16 protein-coding genes are annotated in these 20,962 nt (G+C 57.2%); 6 read left to right on the top strand and 10 right to left on the bottom strand.

What is annotated here, in order from left to right:
- Positions 1 to 41 precede the first annotated feature (41 nt).
- Positions 42 to 899 carry a S49 family peptidase gene (locus ACQZ5M_RS04965; RefSeq protein ID WP_449079211.1) on the top strand — a complete coding sequence of 286 codons (858 nt, stop codon included), beginning with the start codon at positions 42 to 44 and terminating at the stop codon, positions 897 to 899.
- 14 nt (positions 900 to 913) lie between these two features.
- Positions 914 to 1,108, top strand: a complete 195-nt coding sequence (locus tag ACQZ5M_RS04960; RefSeq protein WP_062425942.1) for an NfeD family protein — start codon at positions 914 to 916, stop codon at positions 1,106 to 1,108.
- Between the two features lie 95 nt (positions 1,109 to 1,203).
- On the opposite strand, the gene ACQZ5M_RS04955 is transcribed toward ACQZ5M_RS04960, so the two are convergent.
- The 5 genes from ACQZ5M_RS04955 to ACQZ5M_RS04935 form a co-directional block, all read right to left on the bottom strand.
- Positions 1,204 to 3,069 carry a DUF2207 domain-containing protein gene (locus tag ACQZ5M_RS04955; RefSeq protein ID WP_449079210.1) on the bottom strand — a complete coding sequence of 622 codons (1,866 nt, stop codon included), beginning with the start codon at positions 3,067 to 3,069 and terminating at the stop codon, positions 1,204 to 1,206.
- A gap of 207 nt (positions 3,070 to 3,276) precedes the next feature.
- Positions 3,277 to 5,199, bottom strand: coding sequence for a DUF2207 domain-containing protein (locus ACQZ5M_RS04950; protein ID WP_296074992.1), 1,923 nt, complete (start codon positions 5,197 to 5,199; stop codon positions 3,277 to 3,279).
- Positions 5,200 to 5,257: 58 nt separating this feature from the next.
- On the bottom strand, positions 5,258 to 6,523 hold the full coding sequence (locus tag ACQZ5M_RS04945) for a 3-phosphoshikimate 1-carboxyvinyltransferase (protein WP_113327602.1): 1,266 nt from the start codon (positions 6,521 to 6,523) through the stop codon (positions 5,258 to 5,260).
- 40 nt (positions 6,524 to 6,563) lie between these two features.
- Complete coding sequence (locus tag ACQZ5M_RS04940) at positions 6,564 to 7,115, bottom strand: LemA family protein (protein ID WP_113266159.1); 552 nt, start codon at positions 7,113 to 7,115, stop codon at positions 6,564 to 6,566.
- A 126-nt stretch (positions 7,116 to 7,241) separates the two neighbouring features.
- Positions 7,242 to 8,204, bottom strand: coding sequence for a glycine--tRNA ligase subunit alpha (locus tag ACQZ5M_RS04935; RefSeq protein WP_162741795.1), 963 nt, complete (start codon positions 8,202 to 8,204; stop codon positions 7,242 to 7,244).
- Positions 8,205 to 8,424: 220 nt separating this feature from the next.
- On the opposite strand from ACQZ5M_RS04935, the gene glyS reads away from it, so the two are divergent.
- Entirely contained in the window at positions 8,425 to 10,578 is a 2,154-nt protein-coding gene (gene glyS / locus ACQZ5M_RS04930) for a glycine--tRNA ligase subunit beta (RefSeq protein WP_296078704.1), read from the top strand.
- A gap of 15 nt (positions 10,579 to 10,593) precedes the next feature.
- Positions 10,594 to 11,079: a 2-thiouracil desulfurase family protein gene (locus ACQZ5M_RS04925; RefSeq protein WP_296078703.1), complete on the top strand. Its 486-nt coding sequence runs from the start codon at positions 10,594 to 10,596 to the stop codon at positions 11,077 to 11,079.
- A gap of 54 nt (positions 11,080 to 11,133) precedes the next feature.
- Here the strand turns inward: ACQZ5M_RS04925 and ACQZ5M_RS04920 are convergent, their stop codons facing one another.
- The 5 genes from ACQZ5M_RS04920 to purD all read right to left on the bottom strand — a co-directional run bounded on the left by ACQZ5M_RS04920 (position 11,134) and on the right by purD (position 17,020).
- Positions 11,134 to 12,963, bottom strand: a complete 1,830-nt coding sequence (locus ACQZ5M_RS04920; RefSeq protein WP_449079209.1) for a methyl-accepting chemotaxis protein — start codon at positions 12,961 to 12,963, stop codon at positions 11,134 to 11,136.
- A gap of 235 nt (positions 12,964 to 13,198) precedes the next feature.
- Entirely contained in the window at positions 13,199 to 13,660 is a 462-nt protein-coding gene (locus tag ACQZ5M_RS04915) for a plant virulence effector HPE1-like domain-containing protein (RefSeq protein ID WP_296077708.1), read from the bottom strand.
- Positions 13,661 to 13,918: 258 nt separating this feature from the next.
- Positions 13,919 to 14,791, bottom strand: a complete 873-nt coding sequence (locus ACQZ5M_RS04910; protein ID WP_449079208.1) for a hypothetical protein — start codon at positions 14,789 to 14,791, stop codon at positions 13,919 to 13,921.
- On the bottom strand, positions 14,776 to 15,501 hold the full coding sequence (locus tag ACQZ5M_RS04905; RefSeq protein ID WP_296077704.1) for a hypothetical protein: 726 nt from the start codon (positions 15,499 to 15,501) through the stop codon (positions 14,776 to 14,778). The genes ACQZ5M_RS04910 and ACQZ5M_RS04905 overlap by 16 nt, the downstream gene beginning before the upstream one ends.
- Before the next feature lie 247 nt (positions 15,502 to 15,748).
- Positions 15,749 to 17,020 (bottom strand): phosphoribosylamine--glycine ligase, encoded by a 1,272-nt coding sequence (purD, locus tag ACQZ5M_RS04900; protein WP_449079207.1) that lies wholly within the window; start codon positions 17,018 to 17,020, stop codon positions 15,749 to 15,751.
- A gap of 174 nt (positions 17,021 to 17,194) precedes the next feature.
- Between purD and ACQZ5M_RS04895 the strand changes: the two genes are divergently transcribed.
- Both ACQZ5M_RS04895 and ACQZ5M_RS04890 read left to right on the top strand, forming a co-directional pair.
- Positions 17,195 to 19,507: a Tex family protein gene (locus tag ACQZ5M_RS04895; RefSeq protein ID WP_449079206.1), complete on the top strand. Its 2,313-nt coding sequence runs from the start codon at positions 17,195 to 17,197 to the stop codon at positions 19,505 to 19,507.
- A 152-nt stretch (positions 19,508 to 19,659) separates the two neighbouring features.
- Entirely contained in the window at positions 19,660 to 20,916 is a 1,257-nt protein-coding gene (locus tag ACQZ5M_RS04890) for a class I SAM-dependent methyltransferase (protein WP_449079205.1), read from the top strand.
- The last annotated feature ends 46 nt before the right edge of the window (positions 20,917 to 20,962 follow it).

Raw genomic sequence — 20,962 nt, 5'->3', positions numbered from 1 at the left:
TACATACATCCGTCTTCACGATGAACGACCAAGAGGATGAGATGGCCGGGTTTTTGAAGCGCATTGTGCCGAAGCGGTTTCGCAAGCAGGAATTGGTCGTGCCAGTGGTGCGCATGCATGGCGCGATCATGGCAGGCGGTAGCCAGCTTAGACCGGCGCTCAACCTTGCCAGCTATGCGCCGCTGCTCGACAAAGCCTTCGGCATGAAGGATGCGCCGGTGGTGGCTATCTCGCTCAATTCCCCTGGTGGCTCACCGGTCCAGTCGCGGATGATTTACAACCGCATTCGGCAACTGGCGGAAGAGAAGGACAAGAAGGTTCTGATCTTCGTCGAGGATGTCGCAGCCTCCGGTGGCTACATGATTGCGCTGGCAGGCGACGAGATCATCGCCGATCCCACCTCCATCGTCGGCTCCATCGGCGTCGTTTCCGGCGGCTTTGGTTTTCCCGAAATGCTGCGCAAGATCGGCGTGGAACGCCGCGTCTATACGTCCGGCGAGAACAAAGCGATCCTCGACCCGTTCCAGCCGGAGAAGGAAGGCGACATCGAGTATCTGAAGTCGCTTCAGTCCGAAATCCACAATGTCTTCATCGACATGGTCAAGCTTCGCCGTGGCGCGAAATTGAAGGACGATCCCGCTCTCTTCTCGGGCCTGTTCTGGACGGGCATGCGTGGCGTCGATCTCGGCCTCGTCGATGGGCTCGGCGACATGAAGGACGTGCTGCGCCGACGCTATGGCGAGAAGGTGAAACTGCAACTGATCAGCGGTGCAAGAAACCTGTTCGGCAAGAAAGTGCCAGGCGTCGATCTTTCCGCCCAGGCGATTGCCGCTTCCGCGGCTTCGGGACTTGCGGAGGTCGCGCAAGAAAAGGCATTGTGGGCTCGATACGGATTGTGATGGACGCGATTTAAATGGCCCAATTGATAACGCTCGCCCTGCTTGTGATCGGGGCGATCATCCTCTATCGCCGCTTTGTGACGGATGCCGAGAAACTCTCTGCCAAATCGAAGCGGCAGGAGAAAGAGCGACAAACGGGCGCAACCGGCACGCTCGTCAAGGATCCGACGACGGGCGAATATCGCGTCAAGAGAGAAGACGAGGTTTAAGCGTGGCGCGGTTCGCTGGCCGTGATGATCGCTATGCGTGCTCATCGTCCGAAGTACTCCGCGACGGACCGACAAGCGTGAGGGCGCAACGGCGGCTACCAGCCGCCACCACCACCGCCGCCGCCGCCAGAGCCGGAAAAGCCGCCTCCTGAGAAACTCGATGATGACGACTGTGGAATCGTCGCCGAAATGGTTGACGCCACGGAGGACGAGAACGCACCGATCCAGTCGCTAGGGCCTTTCACGAGACCGTAGTACCAGCCCGGCACATAGTTTTCAGAATCCTCCGTCGCTTTTGAAAACCACCTCTCGAATGCCTCGGTCCAAGGTTCCTCGACATTGAGCGCCACCGCATAAGGCAGCAGCGTTTCGAAATGCTGCGGTGACATTGTCGGCGCCCCTTGCATGTTCATCCGGTCTTTTTCCGCGACACGCAGATAGAGACGTAGACCTTCAATCTCATCCATGACTTTGCGCCCGAGCGGTGTCGGTGCGTCCATCAGAGAGAAGAAGAGTATGTTGATCAGGGTGATGAGTCCGGCGGCCCCAAGGCCAATCGAGTTTGGATCGTGAGTGATCTCGAACCACACGGCGCCGATGATGTACCCGCCAAATGCGACGATCCCGTATGCCAGCAGCGATAACAGCGCAATCCCGCCGAGCTTGTCCTTGAGCGATGCCTTAGGGTGCAGGAGGTCCCCGATCCAAATCGTTAATAGCGCGATCATTACTGGCACACATACGTAAGCGACGAGCATGAACTCCCACATGTTGTCTTTGTGTTGAGAGAAATACACCGTTCCAATTACAAAGGCGGCGCTGACAAGGAAGCCTACCGCGCTGTAGATGATGTTACTCTTGAAGTACCTGCCTTTATGTTCCTTTTCGACAGCAGCGAAAAAACGCTTTCCCATTTTCTCAACGGCCCTGCCGGTATCCTCATTAATGGTGAAGCTATGACTGGGTGGCCCGATGGTCGTGAGCAGTGTTTTTTGTCCGACAGGCAGGCTGTCGTCCATTTGCTTGGGCGTGCGGTGCATAATGATGGCGTCGTCCAGATTCTCGATCTCGACATAGCCTTTGACGGCAAGATCGAGCGCGCTGGCGGAAACGGCCGTCCATCCATCTTCTTCAAAACCCTGATGGTCGATATAGTTCATCAGCCCGGGTGAAACACCCTCAGGCGGGTCCCAGCGCGGTACGATGATGCCCGCGGCAGGATCGCGGCCAACCGCGTGCCACGCCTTGAAGTAGTAGGCCAGCACGACCAGTAGACCGACGCATCCTATGATCATCGAGTTATGATCTCGTATCCACCATTTAAGTTGCAGCACAGTCGAGGGCCGATCTAGCACACCTTTCGGCAGCTTCACCGCCACTGTCATACCTTCGCCCTTGCTGAAGGGGCGGGTCGATAGGAACGATGTCCTGTCGCCTTCGATCACGACGCGTGCGTCCTTGCCTACTGCGCCAGGTGGGCCGGTGAAAACTATGGTTTCGCTCGGGCGTGCTCCGTTCGGCAGGAAGATGGTGGCAGAGATATCTCTCATAGGAAATTCCCAGCCATTGCCTGTCACGTTCCAGGTCAATTCGTCATAAGTCTCGAAGTGGCGGATCTGTCTGTCTGTCGTATAGGTGATCTGAAAGACATGATCGCCCTTCGTCAGCACATGATCGGCGTCACCAACATAAATGCGAATACCGCCATCGATCCATTTCGTATCCCAGTACTCCACCGCACCGTCACGCTTCACCGAAACGATATTGAATCCGACTTTGGTGATTTTGCCGTCGCCATCCAAGGTGTAGAGCGGGAAATCACGATAGATACCGTGCTTGATGCGATCCCCTTCCGCCCGAGCCTTGATGGTTTCGGTCACGGTCAGCTCGCCATTTTTGGCGATGGTGATCGTGGAATCGTAGGAGAGGATGAATTCTTCGGCGTAGGCCGGCAGCACCATGGCGAGAAAGAAACACAGCGCAAGAAATCTGGCAAAAGTGGTCGTCACGTAAAGTCGTCTCCAGATGTCCGGCTGTCGTCAAGTCGTATAGAAATGGTGGATGGCGCCAGGCTTTCTCAGCAGCGGGAGCGGTTGGTGCGGTCGGGATATTGCTGACATGACGTCCGCCCTGCGAAGCAAAGTCCGAGATATCGAAGCCTGGGCGTCTTACCAGCCGCCACCACCGCCGCCGCCACCGCCAGAGCCGGAAGAACCGCCGCCGCCTGAAAAGCTCGATGAGGAGGAGCTGGGCGGTGCCGGAATGGTCGAGGCAATCGTGGAGGCCATGGAGGAGGAAAATCCGCCGATCCGGTCGCCAAAGCTGTTGTAGTTGCCGTTATACCAGGTCGGCGCATAGGCCGCAGTTCCGGCAGAAGCGGCGGCAAGCCACGTCTCGAACGCTTTGCTCCAGGGCTTCTCCACACCAAGCGCCACTGCATAAGGCAACAAAGTCTCGAAATGCTGCGGCGACATCTGCGGCGCGCCCTGCATGTTCATGCGGTCTTTCTCAGCCACGGTGAGGTAAAGCCGTAAGCCCTCGATTGCATCCATCAACTGCCGGCCAAGCGGAGTCGGCGCGCCCATCACGAGAACGAAGAGCACATTCAAAAGCACGATGAGCGCCAGCGCAACGACCGCCAATGTGTTGGCATCATAGACATGATCGAAAAAGATGCGGCCAACAACGCCGGCGATCAGCGAAAAGATCAGAAAGGCGGAGATGGCCATGAAGACGATGCCGCCAAGGCGTGAGAGGACGCCGCGTCCGCGACGACGCTGTTTGCCGTAGATGGTGGCGCTGACGGCAAAGAACACCGCGGCCATGGACAGCGAAATGATGGTGCCGATATCGCCTTCATCGAAACTGCCAAAGATCAAGGCGGCGACGATGACGCCAAAGCTGAGGACAAGTCCGCCGACGATATAGCCGCTATTGCTCCTATAATATTTCCCGCGATGCTCTTTCTCGATGGACGAGCGGAAATCCGACCCGACTTTCTGCACCGTCGCGCCATTCGCCTTGTCGATCGTCAGGCTATTGCCAGGAGCTCCGATGGAGGACAGCAGTGTTCGTTGACCGACCGGCAGACTGTCCTCGATCTTCTTCTCCGTGCGGCGAATGACCAGGCCGTTCTTCAGATCTTCGATCGTGACGAAGCCTTTGACCGCAAGATCGAGTGCCGTGGCAGACAGCGCAGTCCAGCCACCGTCGGCAAAGCCACGCCCATCAACGTAATTGACAAGCGCCGGTGACAGGCCCTCTGGCGGATGCCAGCGCGGCACGATCACGCCCGCTGCCGGGTCGCGACCAACGGCCGCCCATGCTCTATAGTAATAGGCAGGAACGATCAGCAGGCCGAGGCCGGCGATGATGAGGGCGAGGCGATCGCGAAGCCACCATTCCCGCTGCTGCGAGACGGAGGGTGCATCCAGCACACCCTTCAGCAGCTTCACGGCCACCGTCATGCCTTCGCCCGGATAGAAGGGGCGGGTCGAGGCGAAGAACACATCGTTGCCTTCGGTCAGGATACGCGCGTCCTTGCCCGTGGCACCAAGCTGGCCGGTGAAGACGGCCGTATCGATGGGGCTTGCGCCCTCCGGCAAAGAGATTGTGGCGGAGATTTCGCGCATCGGAAACTGCCAGCCATTGCCGGTGACGTTCCAGGTCAGCTCGTCGTAGCTATCGAAATAGCGGATTTGCCGATCGGTTGTGTAGGTGATCTGGAAGATGTGCTCGCCGGTGGGAAGAATGCGGTCAGCATTTCCGGTGAAGATGCGAATGCCGCCGTCGATGTTCTCCGTGTGCCAGTCTTCCGGCGCGCCGTCGCGCTCCACCGAGAGCACCTTGAAGCCGACCTTCGTCCGATTGCCGTCCTTGTCGAGCGCATAAAGCGGGAAGTCGCGAAAAATGCCGCGCTTGATACGGTCACCTTCAGCCCGTGCCGTGATGGCTTCCGTCACCGTCAGTGTCCCGTCTTTGGCGACATCGACGATGGAATGATAGGAGCTGATGAATTCTTCGGCGGAGGCGGGCAGCACCCATGCGAGCAAGAGGCAAAGCCCGAGAAGTCTGGCGAACATGGTCTTCACGTGCGATCTCTCCAGATGGTGTGTGCTTCTCGAGCCGATCCGTTGCGCCAAGCGCGTTTTAAACCGGCTTTTCCACTTCCTGATAGGTGACGCCAAGCGACGCCAGCGCCTTCCAATATCCCGGATAGGTCTTGCCCACGCAGGCGGGATTTTGAATGGCAATGCCGCCCGTCTTCAACCCCGCCAGCGCAAAGCTCATGGCGATGCGGTGGTCGTGGAATGTGTCGATGGAGGCATGAACCGCCTGTCCCGCCAGTGCCGGATCGGCATGAACGATCAAGTCGTCGCCCTCTTCATGTGCAAGGCCGTCCCTGATCTGATTAAGACCAAGAGAGAGCGCTCGAATGCGGTCGCATTCCTTGACGCGCAGATTGGCAATGCCGACGAAGCGCACTGGCGTGTTGTTATAGGCGGCCAGCACGGCAATGGTGGGAATGGCGTCCTGCATCTGGCTGCCGTCGATTTCGGCGGGCAGGTTGGGGAATTGCGCCATGACCGCATGCGCCTTGGCATCCGGCTGGGTGAAAGCTTCGGCTGGCGTTCCGATATCGATCTTGCCGCCGGTCAGCAACTCCGCCCCCCAGAGATAGGTCGCAGCGGATGCGTCGGGCTCGATGTGAAAATCCGTCGCCTTGTAGCGGGTCGGGTATACGCGCCATATGGCATTGCTGACGCGCTCAACCTTGGCGCCGAAGGCTTCCATGGCGGCAACGGTCAGATCGATATAGCCTTTCGCGCCGATATCTTCTCCGGCCAGAATGATGTCGAGCGGCTGCGCGCCGCACGGGGCGGCCATCAGAAGCGCCGAGACATATTGGCTGGAAAGATTGCCGTCGATCGTAACGCTGTCCCTGGTGAAGCCTCGGCCATTACCCTTGACTGTGACGGGCGGGCAGCCGGTCTCTGCTTCCGCTTCGATCCCCAAGGCTGTCAGTGCATCCACCAGTGGCTTGATCGGACGCTTGCGCATATGCTCGTCGCCATCGACGACGACCGTGCCGTTCACCGATGCGACCGCCGCTGTCAGGAAGCGCGTCGCCGTGCCGGCATTGCCCAAGAAGAGCGGCTTTTCCGGTGCGGTGAGAATGCCCGAGCTCTCGACGACGAAGCTCGTCGCGTCCGGCTCCGTGACCGTCACACCCATCGCCCGCAAGGCTTCCGCCATGTAGAGCGTGTCGTCGCTTTTCAGCGCGCCCGTCAGTCTGCTCGTACCTTTGGCAAGGCCCGCCAGAAGCAGCACACGATTGGTGATGGATTTGGAGCCGGGCGGCTCAACCTTGCCGGAAAGCGGTTGGCCGGGCGGGGTGATGGTCAGTTCGATCATGTCTTTATCGTCTTCTCGCCAGCAGACTGGCTTTCAAGTCTCAGAATTTCACGGTGGGAACGGCGCGATCCGCCTCGTTGGTGATTTCGAAATAGGGCGCTTTCGCAAATCCGAATTGGCCGGCGATCAGGTTGGAAGGAAAGCTCTCCACCTTGACGTTCAGGTCACGCGCAGCACCGTTGTAATAACGGCGAGACATCTGGATTTCGCTTTCCAGCGTCTCGAGCGAGCGCTGCAATTCGACGAAATTCTGGTTGGCCTTGAGGTCGGGGTAGGCTTCTGCCAGAGCAAAAAGCTTTCCGAGAGCCTGACCGAGCAGGCCTTCCGCCTTGGCGCGCCCCTCGACATCCCCGGCGGGCACAGCCTGCGCCTGGTTGCGCAGTGAGACGACCTCTTCGAAGGTGCTTTTCTCGTGGGCCGCGTAGCCCTTCACCGTTTCGATGAGATTGGGGATAAGGTCGGCGCGGCGCTTCAACTGCACGTCGATGCCCGACCACGCCTCTTCCTTCATCTGCCGCGCTTTGACGAGGCCGTTATAGGTGAAGACGACATAGAGCGCGACAAGCGCAACGATGGCCAATGCGGTGAACATGCAAGCTTCCCCCTCACGAAATCCGGCGAGCCGCACCCATCAGACGCGCCCCGCTTCACCACCTGACTGTTGAGCGCAAGAACAAGAAGACCTGAATCGATCTTCGTCACGTCGCGCTTAAAGGCGTCAGGCCGCCTTGTTCCAGTTCAAACCACCGGCATCCGTCATCAGGAAGGCTTCACCGCAGGCCTTCGCCAAGGTGCGTACCCTCAGAATATAGCTCTGACGCTCGGTCACCGAGATTACGCCGCGCGCGTCCAGAAGGTTGAAGACGTGCGATGCCTTGATGCACTGATCATAGGCGGGAAACACGCATTTATGCAGCATCTGGTTGGCATTGTCGCCGGGTGCACCGGCAGCCAGAAGCGCCTGGCACTCCTTCTCGGCGTCGATGAAGTGGCGATGCAGCATGGCGGTGTCGGCATATTCGAAATTATGGCGTGAATATTCCTGCTCGGCCTGCAGGAAGACGTCGCCATAGGAAATCTTCTCTTCGCCTTCGCGGCCATTGAAGTTCAGGTCGTAGACATTGTCGACGCCCTGGACATACATGGCGAGGCGCTCGAGGCCATAGGTCAGCTCACCCGCAACCGGCGAGCATTCAATGCCGCAGACCTGCTGGAAGTAAGTGAACTGCGACACTTCCATGCCGTCGCACCAGCATTCCCAGCCAAGACCCCAGGCACCCAGCGTCGGGCTTTCCCAGTCGTCCTCGACGAAGCGCACGTCATGCAGAAGCGGATCGAGACCGATCGCCTTCAGCGAGCCGAGGTAAAGCTCCTGGAGGTTGGAAGGGTTCGGCTTCAGAATGACCTGATACTGATAGTAGTGCTGCAGTCGGTTGGGGTTCTCGCCGTAGCGTCCATCAGACGGACGGCGGGATGGCTGCACGTAAGCCGCTTTCCATGGCCTCGGGCCAAGCGCACGCAGTGTCGTTGCCGGATGGAATGTACCCGCGCCCACTTCCATATCGTAAGGCTGCAACACGGCGCAGCCCTTGTCCGCCCAGTAGTTATGAAGCGTCAGGATCAGCGCCTGAAAGGAACGCTTGGGGTTCATATGGTCTGGAACGTCGGTCATTGCGGTCATCTTGGGTCAAGAGAGGATAAGTAAGGACTTACTTCGATTGCGGACAGGTGCCATGGCAAGGGTTGCGGGTCAAGAACTTCCGTCACGCAGTAGCGGGAGAGCAGAGTACCGTCTCGCGACGTTCGTTCCGATATTTACATTGTGCATCTGTCGCAAATTTTGCTAGCAGAGGCCAACCGAAAAATCCGAACCCGAATATCTCTGACACCGGAAAACCAATATGCCCGATCTTCTGCTTGAACTCCGCTCCGAGGAAATCCCTGCCCGTATGCAGCGGAAAGCGGCTGGCGATCTGAAGAAGCTCGTCACCGATGCGCTGGTGGAAGCGGGCCTGACCTATGAGGGTGCGCGCGAATACTGGACACCGCGCCGTCTGACGCTGGATATCCGTGGTCTGACCGCACGCTCTGCCGATGTGCGCGAGGAGAAGAAGGGACCGCGCACCGATGCCAATGAAAAGGCCATCGAAGGCTTTCTGCGCGGCGCGGGCCTGAGCGATATTTCTGAGGCGCAGGTCGTCTCCGATCCGAAGAAGGGCGACTTCTATGTCGCGATCATCAACAAGCCGGGTCGCGCCGCCGAAGAGATCATCGCCGATGTGATGCCGGGTATTATCCGCACCTTCCCCTGGCCGAAATCCATGCGCTCCGGTGCTGCGTCCATGCCGAAGGGTTCGCGCTATGCCGGGATCGAAGGCAAGGGCTCGGAAAGCCTTCGCTGGGTGCGCCCGCTGCAATCCATCGTCTGCCTGTTCGGACCCGAACATGATGAGACGCAGGTCATTGCCTTCGAGATCGATGGCATCGTTGCCGGCAATGTCACCTATGGCCATCGCTTCCACGCGCCGGACGCCATCACCGTGCGCCGCTTTGATGATTATGTCGCGAGCCTCGAAAAGGCGAAGGTCATTCTCGATGCGGAACGCCGCAAGGATATCATCCTGCATGATGCAAAGGACCTGGCTTTCGCCAATGGTCTCGACCTCGTGGAAGACGAAGGCCTGCTGGAAGAGGTCTCCGGTCTGGTCGAATGGCCACAGGTGCTGATCGGCACATTCGAAGAAGACTATCTGCAGATTCCGGCGGAGATCATCCGGCTGACGATCAAGACCAACCAGAAATGCTTCGTCACCCGTCCGCAAGGCGCCGAAGAAGGCCTGTCGAACCGCTTCATTCTGGTGTCCAACATCCAGGCGAGCGACGGCGGCAAGGAAATCGTTCACGGCAACGGCAAGGTCGTGCGTGCACGCCTGTCGGACGCCAAGCACTTCTGGACGCGCGATCAGGGCGATCTGCCGGACCTCGAAACCTTGACGGACTCCGCGAAGAAATTCGACCTCGATCTTAACAAGCCGCTCGACCAGCGCATGGCAAAGCTCGACGCACTGAACGTCACTTTCCATGCCAAGATCGGCACGCAGGGCGAGCGCGTCACGCGTATCCGCGAACTGGCAAAGCAACTCGCGCCCGTCATCGGCGCCGATGCCGCCCTTGTCGACCGCGCCGTGGTTCTGGCTAAAGCCGATCTTCGCACCGAAGCCGTCGGCGAGTTCCCGGAACTGCAGGGTCTGATGGGACGCAAATATGCGCTCCTGCAGGGCGAAAACGAAAGCGTCGCTGCCGCCATCGAGGATCATTACAAGCCCCAGGGTCCATCGGATCGGGTGCCCTCCGATAAGGTGGCGATCACTGTCTCGCTGGCCGATAAGCTCGATACTCTTGCTAGCTTCTGGGCGATCGACGAAAAGCCCACCGGCTCCAAAGATCCCTTTGCGCTGCGTCGTGCGGCTCTCGGTGTCGTTCGCATCCTCCTGGAGCGCAGCGTTCGCCTGGCCTTGCTGACGGTCGTCAGGGATGCTGATCTCATTACTTTCTTCCATGATCGTCTTAAGGTCTATCTGCGCGATCTCGGTGCCCGTTACGATCTTATCGAGGCCGTGCTGACGCCTGAATCGGATGATTTGCTGATGGTGGCCCGCCGTGTGGAAGCGCTGACCGCTTTCATCACCGGCGAGGATGGCAAGAATCTGCTGGCTGGCACCAAGCGCGCGACGCAACTGTTGGCGGCTGAAGAAAAGAAGGGCACCGTCGTTGCGGATGGCGTAGCGGACGAACTCCTCAAGCTCGACGCCGAGAAGGCGCTTCATGCTGCAATTAAGACCGCCTCCGCCAATGCGGCCAAGGCTGTCGCGGCGGAAGATTTCCGCTCTGCCATGCAAGCGCTTTCCACGCTGCGCGCACCGGTCGATACCTTCTTCAACGATGTTCTTGTCAATGATGAAGACGCCGCCATCCGCGCCAACCGTCTGGCGTTGCTCAAAGCCATCCGTGAAGCCACCGGCACGGTAGCAGATTTCTCCAAGATCACGGGATAAGAAGGTTCCGCGCTGATGACGTCCAACATCCTCATCAGCGCCTGTCTTCTCGGCCACGCCGTCCGATATGACGGCAACGGCAAGCGGCTCCATCATCCGGCCATCGAGCGATGGCAGGGTGAGGGCCGTCTCGTGACGATCTGTCCGGAGATGGCAGTCGGCATGCCTGTTCCACGCCCTCCTGCGGAAATCGAAAACGGCGCGTCCGGTATGGATGTGCTGGAGGGCAGGGCGCGCGTGCTGGAGATCACCGGTGCAGATGTAACAGACGCGTTTATTGCTGGGGCAAACAGAGCTCTCGCCTTTGCCAAACAGCACGGCTGCGCCTATGCGCTGCTGATCGATGGAAGCCCGTCCTGCGGCTCGATCGCCATCTATGACGGGACGTTTTCAGGCGTCAAACATGCGGGGCATGGCGTGACAGCGGCCCTCCTGTTACGAGCTGGGATCAAGGTATTCTCGCATACGGATATCGACCGTCTCGACACCATCACCCAATAAAAAACGCCGGAGAAATCTCTCCAGCGTCTTTCAAATCAACCGTGCTTATCGCGATCAGCTTGCCATGCGCATCTGGTGCGCCATGCCGTGTAACGAGCCGGACTGGTGCTGTGATACGCGGAAAGTACGGATCAGCGTCAGCAACTCCTCGGTATCATGCGCCAGTGCCTCGGCGGACGCCGTCGTCTCTTCGGCCATGGCGGCGTTGTGCTGCGTTGCAGCGTCCAGCTGGTTGAGCGAAGAGGAGATGGAGCGTAGCGTCGTATCCTGTTCGGCAGCAGAGTGCGCAATCTTGCTGACGATGTCGCTCGCCGACTTGATCTGATCGGAGATACGCTTCAACGCGTTGCCAGCTTCGCCGACAAGATGAACACCGTTCTGAACTTGATCGGATGAACGAGCGATCTGGGTTTTGATCTCCTTGGCGGCAGCGGCGGATTTTTGCGCAAGTTCACGTACTTCCTGAGCGACAACCGCAAAGCCCTTACCGGCTTCGCCTGCCCGCGCTGCTTCAACGCCGGCATTGAGGGCGAGAAGATTGGTCTGAAACGCGATATCGTCGATGACGCCGATAATCTTGGAGATCTCGCCTGCGGACTGCTCGATGCCGCTCATAGCGCCGATTGCTTGCTCCACGATCGTGTCGCTGCGGTTTGCATCACTGCTGATGGACATCACCCGCGTGGCCGCTTCAGTGGCGCCATCGGCGGTCTGGCGAACCGCGACGGTCAATTCGTCCAGCGCTGCGGATGTTTCCTCGAGATTGGCGGCCTGGCGCTCGGTGCGCTGCGACAGTTCATTTGAAGCCTTGCGAATTTCTTCTTTTGAACCGCCGATGTCGATGCTCTTGGCATTGACCTTTGCCATTGCCGCATCGAGATGCGAGATCGCCTCGTTGAAGTTCGTACGCAGGCCGGCATAGCGTGAACCCAGATCGCCGCAGCGCACCGTCAGGTCACCCGCTGCAAGCCTTTCCAGAGCTTCACCGATGGTCGACACAACCCGAGCCTGAAGCGCGGCTTCATCCCTCTGCATGTCAATATTGGTCTGGCGTTCGGCATCCAGTTGCAGTTGTTGTTCTTCCTGGTGCCTTTGCATGGCCTGGCGTTCACGCACCTTCTGCTGCAGCGCCTCAATCGCTTTTGCCATCATGCCCACCTCGTTTCGCATTTCGGTGTGGGGAATAGGCATTGAGACATTCTCGTTTGCCACATCGCCCAAAGCCTGATGGATCTTTGTAAGCGGGCCCGTAATGCCCTTGATGACGTAGAAGGCAAGCGCGATGCCGAGACAGAAGACGATAAGACCGACGGAAACGGCGCGGACCACCGTGGCTCGAACCTGTGCCTGAAGGTCATCCACATAAACGCCCGTGACCACAACGACCTGCCATGGCTCGAACGCCATTGCGTAGGAGCTCTTGAGGAAGCCGTCGCCCTCCTGGCCGGGCTTCGGCCCGTAAAAGCTGGTTTCCCCACCGCCCGCACGAGCCAGACGCACCAACTCGTCACGGTAGTTGAAGCCCTGGGAATCCGGCTTGCCTTTGAAGCTTTGGCCTACACGCTTGGGATCGGGATGAAAAAGCATTTTGACATCGTAGTCATAGCCGAACATGTATCCGTCCGGTACGTATTTCATCGATGAGACGATCGTGTAAGCCTGACGTTGCGCATCTTCGCGGCTCAGCGACCCGGCTTTTTCCTTGTCGTAAAAGGACTGAAGAATTGCAATCGAAGACTGAACCTGTGTCCTCAACATGTTGTAACGCTCTTCGTAAATCGCGTTCACTGAGGATTTGATCTGGAAATAGGTCGCAAGGGTAAAAGCCGCCATCAGTGCAATGACAAGCAAGATCAGTTGCCGTGAAATTGGAATGTTCTTCATCGTCGCTCTCAATAAAGGGCGTTCCGTATCATCTGCCCTGAGACTAAATGTTCGTCATAGGGAAGCACGCGATCCAATTTCGCGGCTTCTTACATGAAGGAAATCTCACAAACAGCTTTAGAATTGATGAATGTTTAAATATACGCGCCGGATAAACGGGTTTTCCGGCGTTCAGACGTCAACTGTATCTTCTGGCCACAAGGCGGGCCACGACCACAAGGTCACCATGCCGAAATCAATGCGAGGGACGTAGCGACATCAAAGTGATGTTATCCAGTCCATCGGCACCTGCCAAAACAGGCTGGCGATTCTGGGTGAGCGAAGTATTCCCCTCGAGCGCGGTCTGGTCTTCTCCCACGGGAGGTGTGTACTCGGCAACAACCGGTTGGGAATGGTCTTGGGGAAGCCACACAGGATTGCTGCTGACGAAGGTGACTGGGGAGCCGCCGAGCCACGCTTCGGTCCGAACTGTCTCCTTGCGGCCAGCAACGTCACGCGTCGAGATGCTCTGCGTTCCGCGCTTCAGAACAGCCTTCGTCACAACATTGCCCGTCGACGGGATGGAAGAGCATGTGTCACAGGTGATGGTCAGCACGCTTCCATTCGAAGTCTTGGCGCCATGTAGAACCTCGATTGAGGATGCCATCGCCGTGCCGCCGATGAACACCATGCCCGCCGTCAAAACAATTCTAAACATGTGCAACCCCGTAGCCCGCGGTCTGATCGCCGCTTTAAACAACGGCGATCCTATGGATTCTTCCTTTCCATCCGGTCACGATGTTTGGTAAAAATTGAACGAAAGGCCTGTTTCTAATTATTCTCACGCGCCACAGCCTGCCAGCCGATATCGCGGTTTTCCTGCTTAAGGTTATCTACGAAAAAATATCCGCTTGGTTGCGGCTTCTTTACTTGTCAGTCCACGAGTTCTTATCAAAAGTAAGATGCAGCGGTGGTGCTAGGTGGCAGCAGGACTTAGTCGTTCGCGAGCCTGGAGATATAGGCCTTTCAATTTCTTGCGACTTAATTCGAGCCTGATAGAGTGAAACAGAATTTTCAAAGGAGTGAAAATATCCCGCTCCTCCGAAGAGATATAGAATCTGTAAAAATAGCGCATGAACTCTCGGCTTCTGCCCTTGAAATGATACACGTGCACATTGGGACGTAGAAAGAGATAGCTATGCTCCCTATTGGGTGAAAAATTGTACTGGTCTCCATCGAGCACAAGAATTTTCAGCCCGTCCACTTCGTACATATCTTTGCCAACGGGAGTCGCCAGATCGGTTATGATTTTCGTGAGAACAAGCTGGTCTCCGTACCAGCCCGCATCATTCATGAAACAGCGTTCTATCGTTTGAACCTGTAATGTCCAGAACCGGTACCCTGCGTTCGGCGTGCGGTTGTTCACAAAAAAAATGCCACTGTTGAATGGCATGGTTCGGTTGCCATGCCGCCTTGTTATCGCAATATCAAAATTCATATCGAACAAGTGCGAAACGCTTTTAAAAAATAGCAGATCAGTATCACATACGATGATGGGAGTTGGATTCGCGTTGTGTTTGAAAAAATCACGCTGTCTTCGCAGAATTTCCAACGTGAGTTGGCCACTCAACGGTTTTTCCACGACAATACGTTCAATATTAGGGATATGGATATCGGTGTCCGTTATCAAATATTGACGCGCAAGTTGGTTTCTTTGAGAAAAAGATTGACCCATCAGCTGTGCTTGTTCTGGCCCTGGTAAAATAGCATCTATATGAGCAGCAACGCTTCCCACCAAAGGAGCGAAGTAGGTTGAGAGAATCGAGATGCCCCCTACTTCTGAACCCATTTCGATCCTCCACGCGCATCCACTTTTTCAATTCGTCGGGCGGCTCGCCATTCTCGGCCAAGGTCAGTAATAAGCGGAGCTCCATCTTCGGCGTAGATAAGGCGACAAGCCCAAGGTTGATGCGCCTTGGACAGCGCCTTGTTCTTGTTTTTGTAAACTTGTTTTTCGGGGTCGAGGTGCGGCTTCAGAAGTTGCCCGTAAAGATTGCATAGACCCTTCCGTATAAATCTTGGGCTAGTGCCATAAGCATTGACCTTTTTGCTCCAAAGTTCGTAACCGAAGATCCGCTTGCGTTGGGTTATGTGGAGATAGTCTCCACCGTAATAGTCTCGGTTTTGAATTGCGAACTGGACCATTCCTACGTCGTCTTTGAAAAGAGGGAGAACGTCCTCTTCTTTGACGAGAGCATTCAGTTCCCAATCATCCTCCATGTGCAAAACATGTGCGTCAGATGTCAGTTGCCACAATCTTTTCACGGCGCCACCAAAGCTACCCTTGGTCGGAGTGAAGATTTGTGCTTTTGGAAACATAGATTTAATGAGATCGCCGCATGCATTTTGAGCGTCACTGCCGCCAAAAGCAGGGTCGATATTTGCATAAACATCCCGTATGTTGAAATGTTGGAAAAGATTGGATTGGAAGGAAGTGAGCGTAAGGTTCAATAGATCTGGGCGGGCCCCAGAAACCAGCGTTATGTCGATTTTCTGCATTATATTAGCCTGACTCTCGCGTCCAGTACTCGGTCATTGGTTTTGGACCCCGTCAAGCTCGCTCAGCGAAACATCGAGGTAGCCTACCCACTATCAAAAGATAGCGGCAATCATTTAAAGCATTTTCTTGTCGATCGCCACCGACTGGAACAGCACATCCCGTAAATTGGTGGCCTACTGCAGATGTCGCCTCAATGCACGAACACGAGAAAATGCAGCGCCTCATCCGAAAGAAAATGTACGACTTCTACTTCCCTTCGCGCGCCACAGCCTGCCAGCCGATATCGCGGCGGCAGAAGCCGTTTTCCCATTTGACTGCATCGGCCAACTCGTAGGCGCGGATCTGCGCTTCGCTGACCGTGCTGCCGAGAGCCGTGACGTTGAGCACGCGCCCGCCGGTGGCTACGAGTTGTCCGTCGTTGAGGGCGGTACCGGCGTGGAAGACTTTCGCGCTCGTGCTTTCGTTCGGAATGAAGGCGATCGGTGTGTTCTTGTCGTAAGGCCCAGGATAGCCTTTCGACGCCAGAACCACAGTAAGCGCTGGTTCGTCGCGCCATTCGGCGCTGACGTGATCCAACGTGCCGGTGGCAGTGGCATGGAGGATCGGCAACAGATCGCTCTTGAGGCGCATCATCAGCACCTGACATTCCGGGTCGCCGAAGCGCACATTGTATTCGATGAGTTCAGGGCCCTTTTTGGTGATCATCAAGCCTGCGAAGAAGACGCCGGAGAAGGGGTTGCCGTCCTTTGCCATGCCCTTGATCGTCGGATCGATGATGTCGCGCATGGTGCGCTCAACCATCTCTTCGGTCATGACCGGGGCAGGGGAGTAGGCGCCCATGCCACCGGTATTCGGCCCAGTATCGCCATCGCCAACGCGCTTGTGGTCCTGGGCGGTGGCAAGCGCAAGCGCGGTCTTTCCGTCGGAAAGACAAAAGAAGCTTGCTTCCTCGCCATCCAGAAAGGCTTCGACCACCACTTCAGCACCGGCTGCGCCGAAGGCGCCGTCGAAGCAATCGTCAACTGCGGCGAGCGCTTCCGCTTCCGTCATAGCGACCGTCACACCCTTGCCTGCGGCTAGCCCATCGGCCTTGATGACGATCGGCGCACCTTGCTCGCGGATATAGGCCTTTGCGGGTTCGGCAGATCTGAAACGCTGATAGGCCCCGGTGGGAATGTTGTAGCGGGCACAAAGATCCTTGGTGAAGCCCTTGGAGCCTTCCAATTGGGCAGCGCCCTTTGAGGGGCCGAAGGTGGCGAAGCCTGCCGCGCGAAGATCGTCGGCAAGGCCTGCGACGAGAGGTGCTTCTGGGCCGACGACCACGAAGTCAATGGACTGTTCACGGCAGAACGCCACCACGGCATCATGGTCTTCGACACTAAGCGACACAATTTCAGCATGTTCGGCAATACCTGGATTGCCGGGGGCGGCATAAAGCTTGGTTAGCTTGGGTGATTGAGCGATTTTCCAGGCCAGTGCATGTTCGCGTCCACCGGAACCGATCAACAGAACTTTCATGCTTGACACCCCTGTTTTCAATTTCCTGCGGCGTTAAGGGCAGGGGGCCCAAAGGTCAAGGCAAAAGGCGCTCCTTATGCGCTGCTTTTCTGTGGAGCCTTCTTGTGTCCATGTTGTCACGCCACAATCTGCCTCTATGGTCGGCCAGATTTCAAGAACAGTTTAGAGCCCCATATGTCCGTAGATAACGCCCGTCTCTCATCCCTTATTGCCTCCGAGATCAACGCCCGCGCCGAGCAGGTGAAGGCGGCGATCCAGCTTCTGGATGAGGGCGCGACCGTTCCCTTCATCGCGCGCTACCGCAAGGAAGTTACGGGCGGTCTGGACGACACCCAACTTCGCACTCTGGCAGAGCGACTGTCCTACCTGCGTGAGTTCAACACCCGCCGCGCGACGATTGTCGAATCTATTAATGGTCAGGGCAAGATGACCGATGACTTGATGCTCAAGATCATGCAGGCTGTGACCAAGGCTGAACTGGAAGATCTCTATCTCCCCTATAAGCCAAAGCGCCGAACTAGAGCAGAAATTGCCCGAGAGCGTGGCCTTGGCCCTCTGGCTGAAGCGATATGGGACAATCGTGCGGCTAATCCGACAGATCTCGCTAAAGACTATGTGGTGGGAGAGGTCGCCGATGTTAAGGCAGCACTCGAGGGCGCGCGCGATATCGTCGCCGAGGCCATGACGGAGAATGCTGAGCTCCTGAAACGGCTGCGCGAGTATATGCGCCAGAACGCCATGCTGCGTGCCAAAGTGGTGGAGGGCAAGCAGGCAACCGGTGAAAAGTTCGCTGACTATTTCGACCATGTAGAAAAATGGGCGACGGCGCCGGGGCACCGGGCGCTCGCCATGCTGCGCGGCTGGAATGAGGAGGTGCTGACGCTGACAATCGATGTGGACGCCGACGATCCGTCTCCCATCAAGCCGGCACAGAGCAGCATTGCTTCCGCCTTCGATATCCGCAACGCCGGAACTGCCGATCAATGGCTGATGGAGGTTGCGGGCTGGACCTGGCGCGTCAAGCTGTCCATGTCGCTGTCGCTGGATTTGATGCGAGAATTGCGCGAGCGAGCCGAAGAGGAGGCAATTCATGTTTTCGCGCGCAACCTGAAAGACCTTCTTCTAGCAGCGCCGGCCGGATCTCGTCCGACGATGGGGCTCGATCCAGGCATCCGTACTGGCGTCAAGGTCGCTGTCGTGGATGGCACGGGCAAGCTCGTCGAGACAACCACGGTCTACCCGTTCCCGCCAAAGAACGACATTCGCGGCGCACAGGCCGAACTCGCCTCGCTCATCCGCAAGCACGGCGTCGAACTGATCTCCATCGGAAACGGTACTGGCAGCCGCGAAACCGAAAAGCTCGTGGCCGATATGCTGACGCAGATCACTGGGCCGAAACCGACCAAAGTGATCGTATCGGAGGCAGGCGCTTCGATCTACTCGGCGTCCGAGCGCGCGGCGGCAGAGTTCCCTAACCTCGATGTTTCACTGCGCGGTGCCGTTTCGATTGCCCGTCGTCTGCAGGATCCACTCGCCGAACTCGTCAAGATCGAGCCGAAGTCCATCGGCGTCGGGCAGTATCAGCACGACGTCGATCAGGGCAAACTGTCGCGCTCTCTCGATGCGGTGGTGGAAGACGCGGTGAATGCGGTCGGGGTCGATCTTAATACCGCGTCGGCGCCGCTGCTTGCGCGCGTCTCTGGTCTTGGGAGCTCGATTGCCGATGCCATCGTGCTGCATCGCGATCAGGTCGGACCGTTTGCCAGCCGCAAGGAGTTGTTGAAGGTGCCGCGGCTCGGCCAGCGAACCTTCGAGCAATGCGCCGGCTTCCTGCGCATACCAAATGGCAAGGAACCACTCGATTCATCCTCCGTCCACCCGGAAGCCTATGATGTGGCAAAGAAGATCGTCGCCGCCTGTGGGCGCGATCTCAGAACCGTCATGGGTGACAGCGCCACTTTGAAGTCGCTCGACCCCAAGCGTTTCATCGATGATCGTTTCGGCCTGCCGACCGTCAAGGACATCATCGCCGAGCTGGAAAAACCTGGCCGCGACCCGCGCCCGAGCTTCAAGACCGCGACCTTTGCAGAAGGTGTCGACGAGATCACTGACCTAAAGCCTGGCATGCTGCTGGAAGGCACTATCACCAACGTGGCCGCCTTTGGCGCCTTCGTCGATATTGGCGTTCACCAGGATGGCCTGGTGCATGTCAGCCAGTTGGCGGACCGTTTCATCAAGGATCCGCATGAGGTGGTGAAGGCCGGAGACGTCGTCAAAGTTCGTGTGGTTGAAGTCGATGTAAAGCGCAAGCGGATCGGTCTCACGATGCGAAAGGACGGTGGCGAGGCAGCGCCTCAGCCAATGCGCGAAAAGGGCAATGCCAATGTCATGAGCCACGCCAGCGCAAAGCCGACGGACCGCGCCGAGCCTGCGCAGTCCGGAGGCGCGTTGGCGGCGGCTTTGGCGGAGGCCATGAAGCGCCGTTGATTTGCATAAAATGGCTCTTACCCACTGAGTAAGGGCCGTTTTGTTCCACGAAATCAATCAGTATTTTTGAAACTACCCCGTCTTGCAACTCTGGCGGAAAGAGATACGGTAACAGGCACTTGATAAGTGAGACTTAGCTTATTGGGGGTAATATGGCCTCGTCTCTGCATGCCCTGCTTGATAAAATCGTCAAGACCGGAAACCTGATCGTCACGGGTCCAAGCGGTCTTCAGTCCTTCGGAGACGGACGCGGCAAGCGCGTCGCACTGAGCTTCAGTGATGAGCACGCGATGGACGAAATCGCCGCCGACCCGGCACTGAAGCTTGCCGAAATGTACATGGAAGGCCGAATGTCGGTCGTCGAAGGCGACATCTACGACTTCCTGGCCCTGATCAAAAGCAATACGCTTTCTGAAGCCCTGACCTTCGGCATGGTTTGGCGCGGCATGGCACGCATCATCGCCTCACGCATCAAGATGCATCTGCCCGTCAATCACAACAAGCAGAATGTCGCCCACCATTATGATTTAAGCGCCAAGCTTTTCGATCTCTTTCTCGATCAGGACTGGCAATACTCCTGTGCCTATTTCAATCCCCCTGACATCACCCTTGATGAGGCGCAGCTTGCCAAAAAGCGTCACATCGTTGCCAAGCTCATGCCGGAGCCGGGACACCGCGTTCTGGAGATCGGCTCCGGCTGGGGCGGAATGGCAATGTATCTGGCTGAAAGCTCGGGCGTTGACGTAACGGGTATTACGCTCAGTGAAGAGCAACTGCGCGTCTCACGGGATCGGGCAGAAAAACGGGGGCTGACCGATATCGTGCGTTTCCAGCTGCAGGATTATCGCTACCTCCCGCCCGATACGAAATATGACCGCATCGTTTCCGTTGGCATGTTCGAACATGTCGGACCCACCCATTACCGGGAGTATTTTCAGAAGGCGGCGGAGGTGCTGGAAAACGACGGCGTCATGCTTTTGCACTCCATCGGTCAACCATATCCGGCGCTCGCTACCAACCCCTTCATCGAAAAATATATTTTCCCTGGCGGATACATTCCCTCCCTGGCGGAGGTTCTGCCGGCCATCGAGAAGGCAGGCTTACTGGTCAAGGATATTGAAATCCTGCCGATGCACTACGCCCACACTCTACGCCACTGGCGTGAACGTTTCGTCGCTCGAAAGACCGATGCTCTCGCCCTTTACGATGAGCGTTTCTTCCGTATGTGGGAATTCTATCTGGCAGGCTCGGAAATGGCGTTCACGCACGAGAATTTCCACATCTTCCAGATCCAGCTTGCCAAACGTGGCGGTCTCGTGCCGGATAATCGTGATTACATCGCGCGCAACGAAGCGCTGCTGATGGAGTTCGAAAAGACGAGGGCACCGCTCGAGAAAGTCGTTTTCTGATCCCTGTCGGTAACAAGTCGCGGGTGATGATAGCCTTAACAAAAGC

This window comes from Rhizobium sp. 22-785-1 (assembly GCF_053521965.1).
Note: the sequence above shows the minus strand (reverse complement) of the source record. Positions and strands in the feature narration are given on the sequence as shown.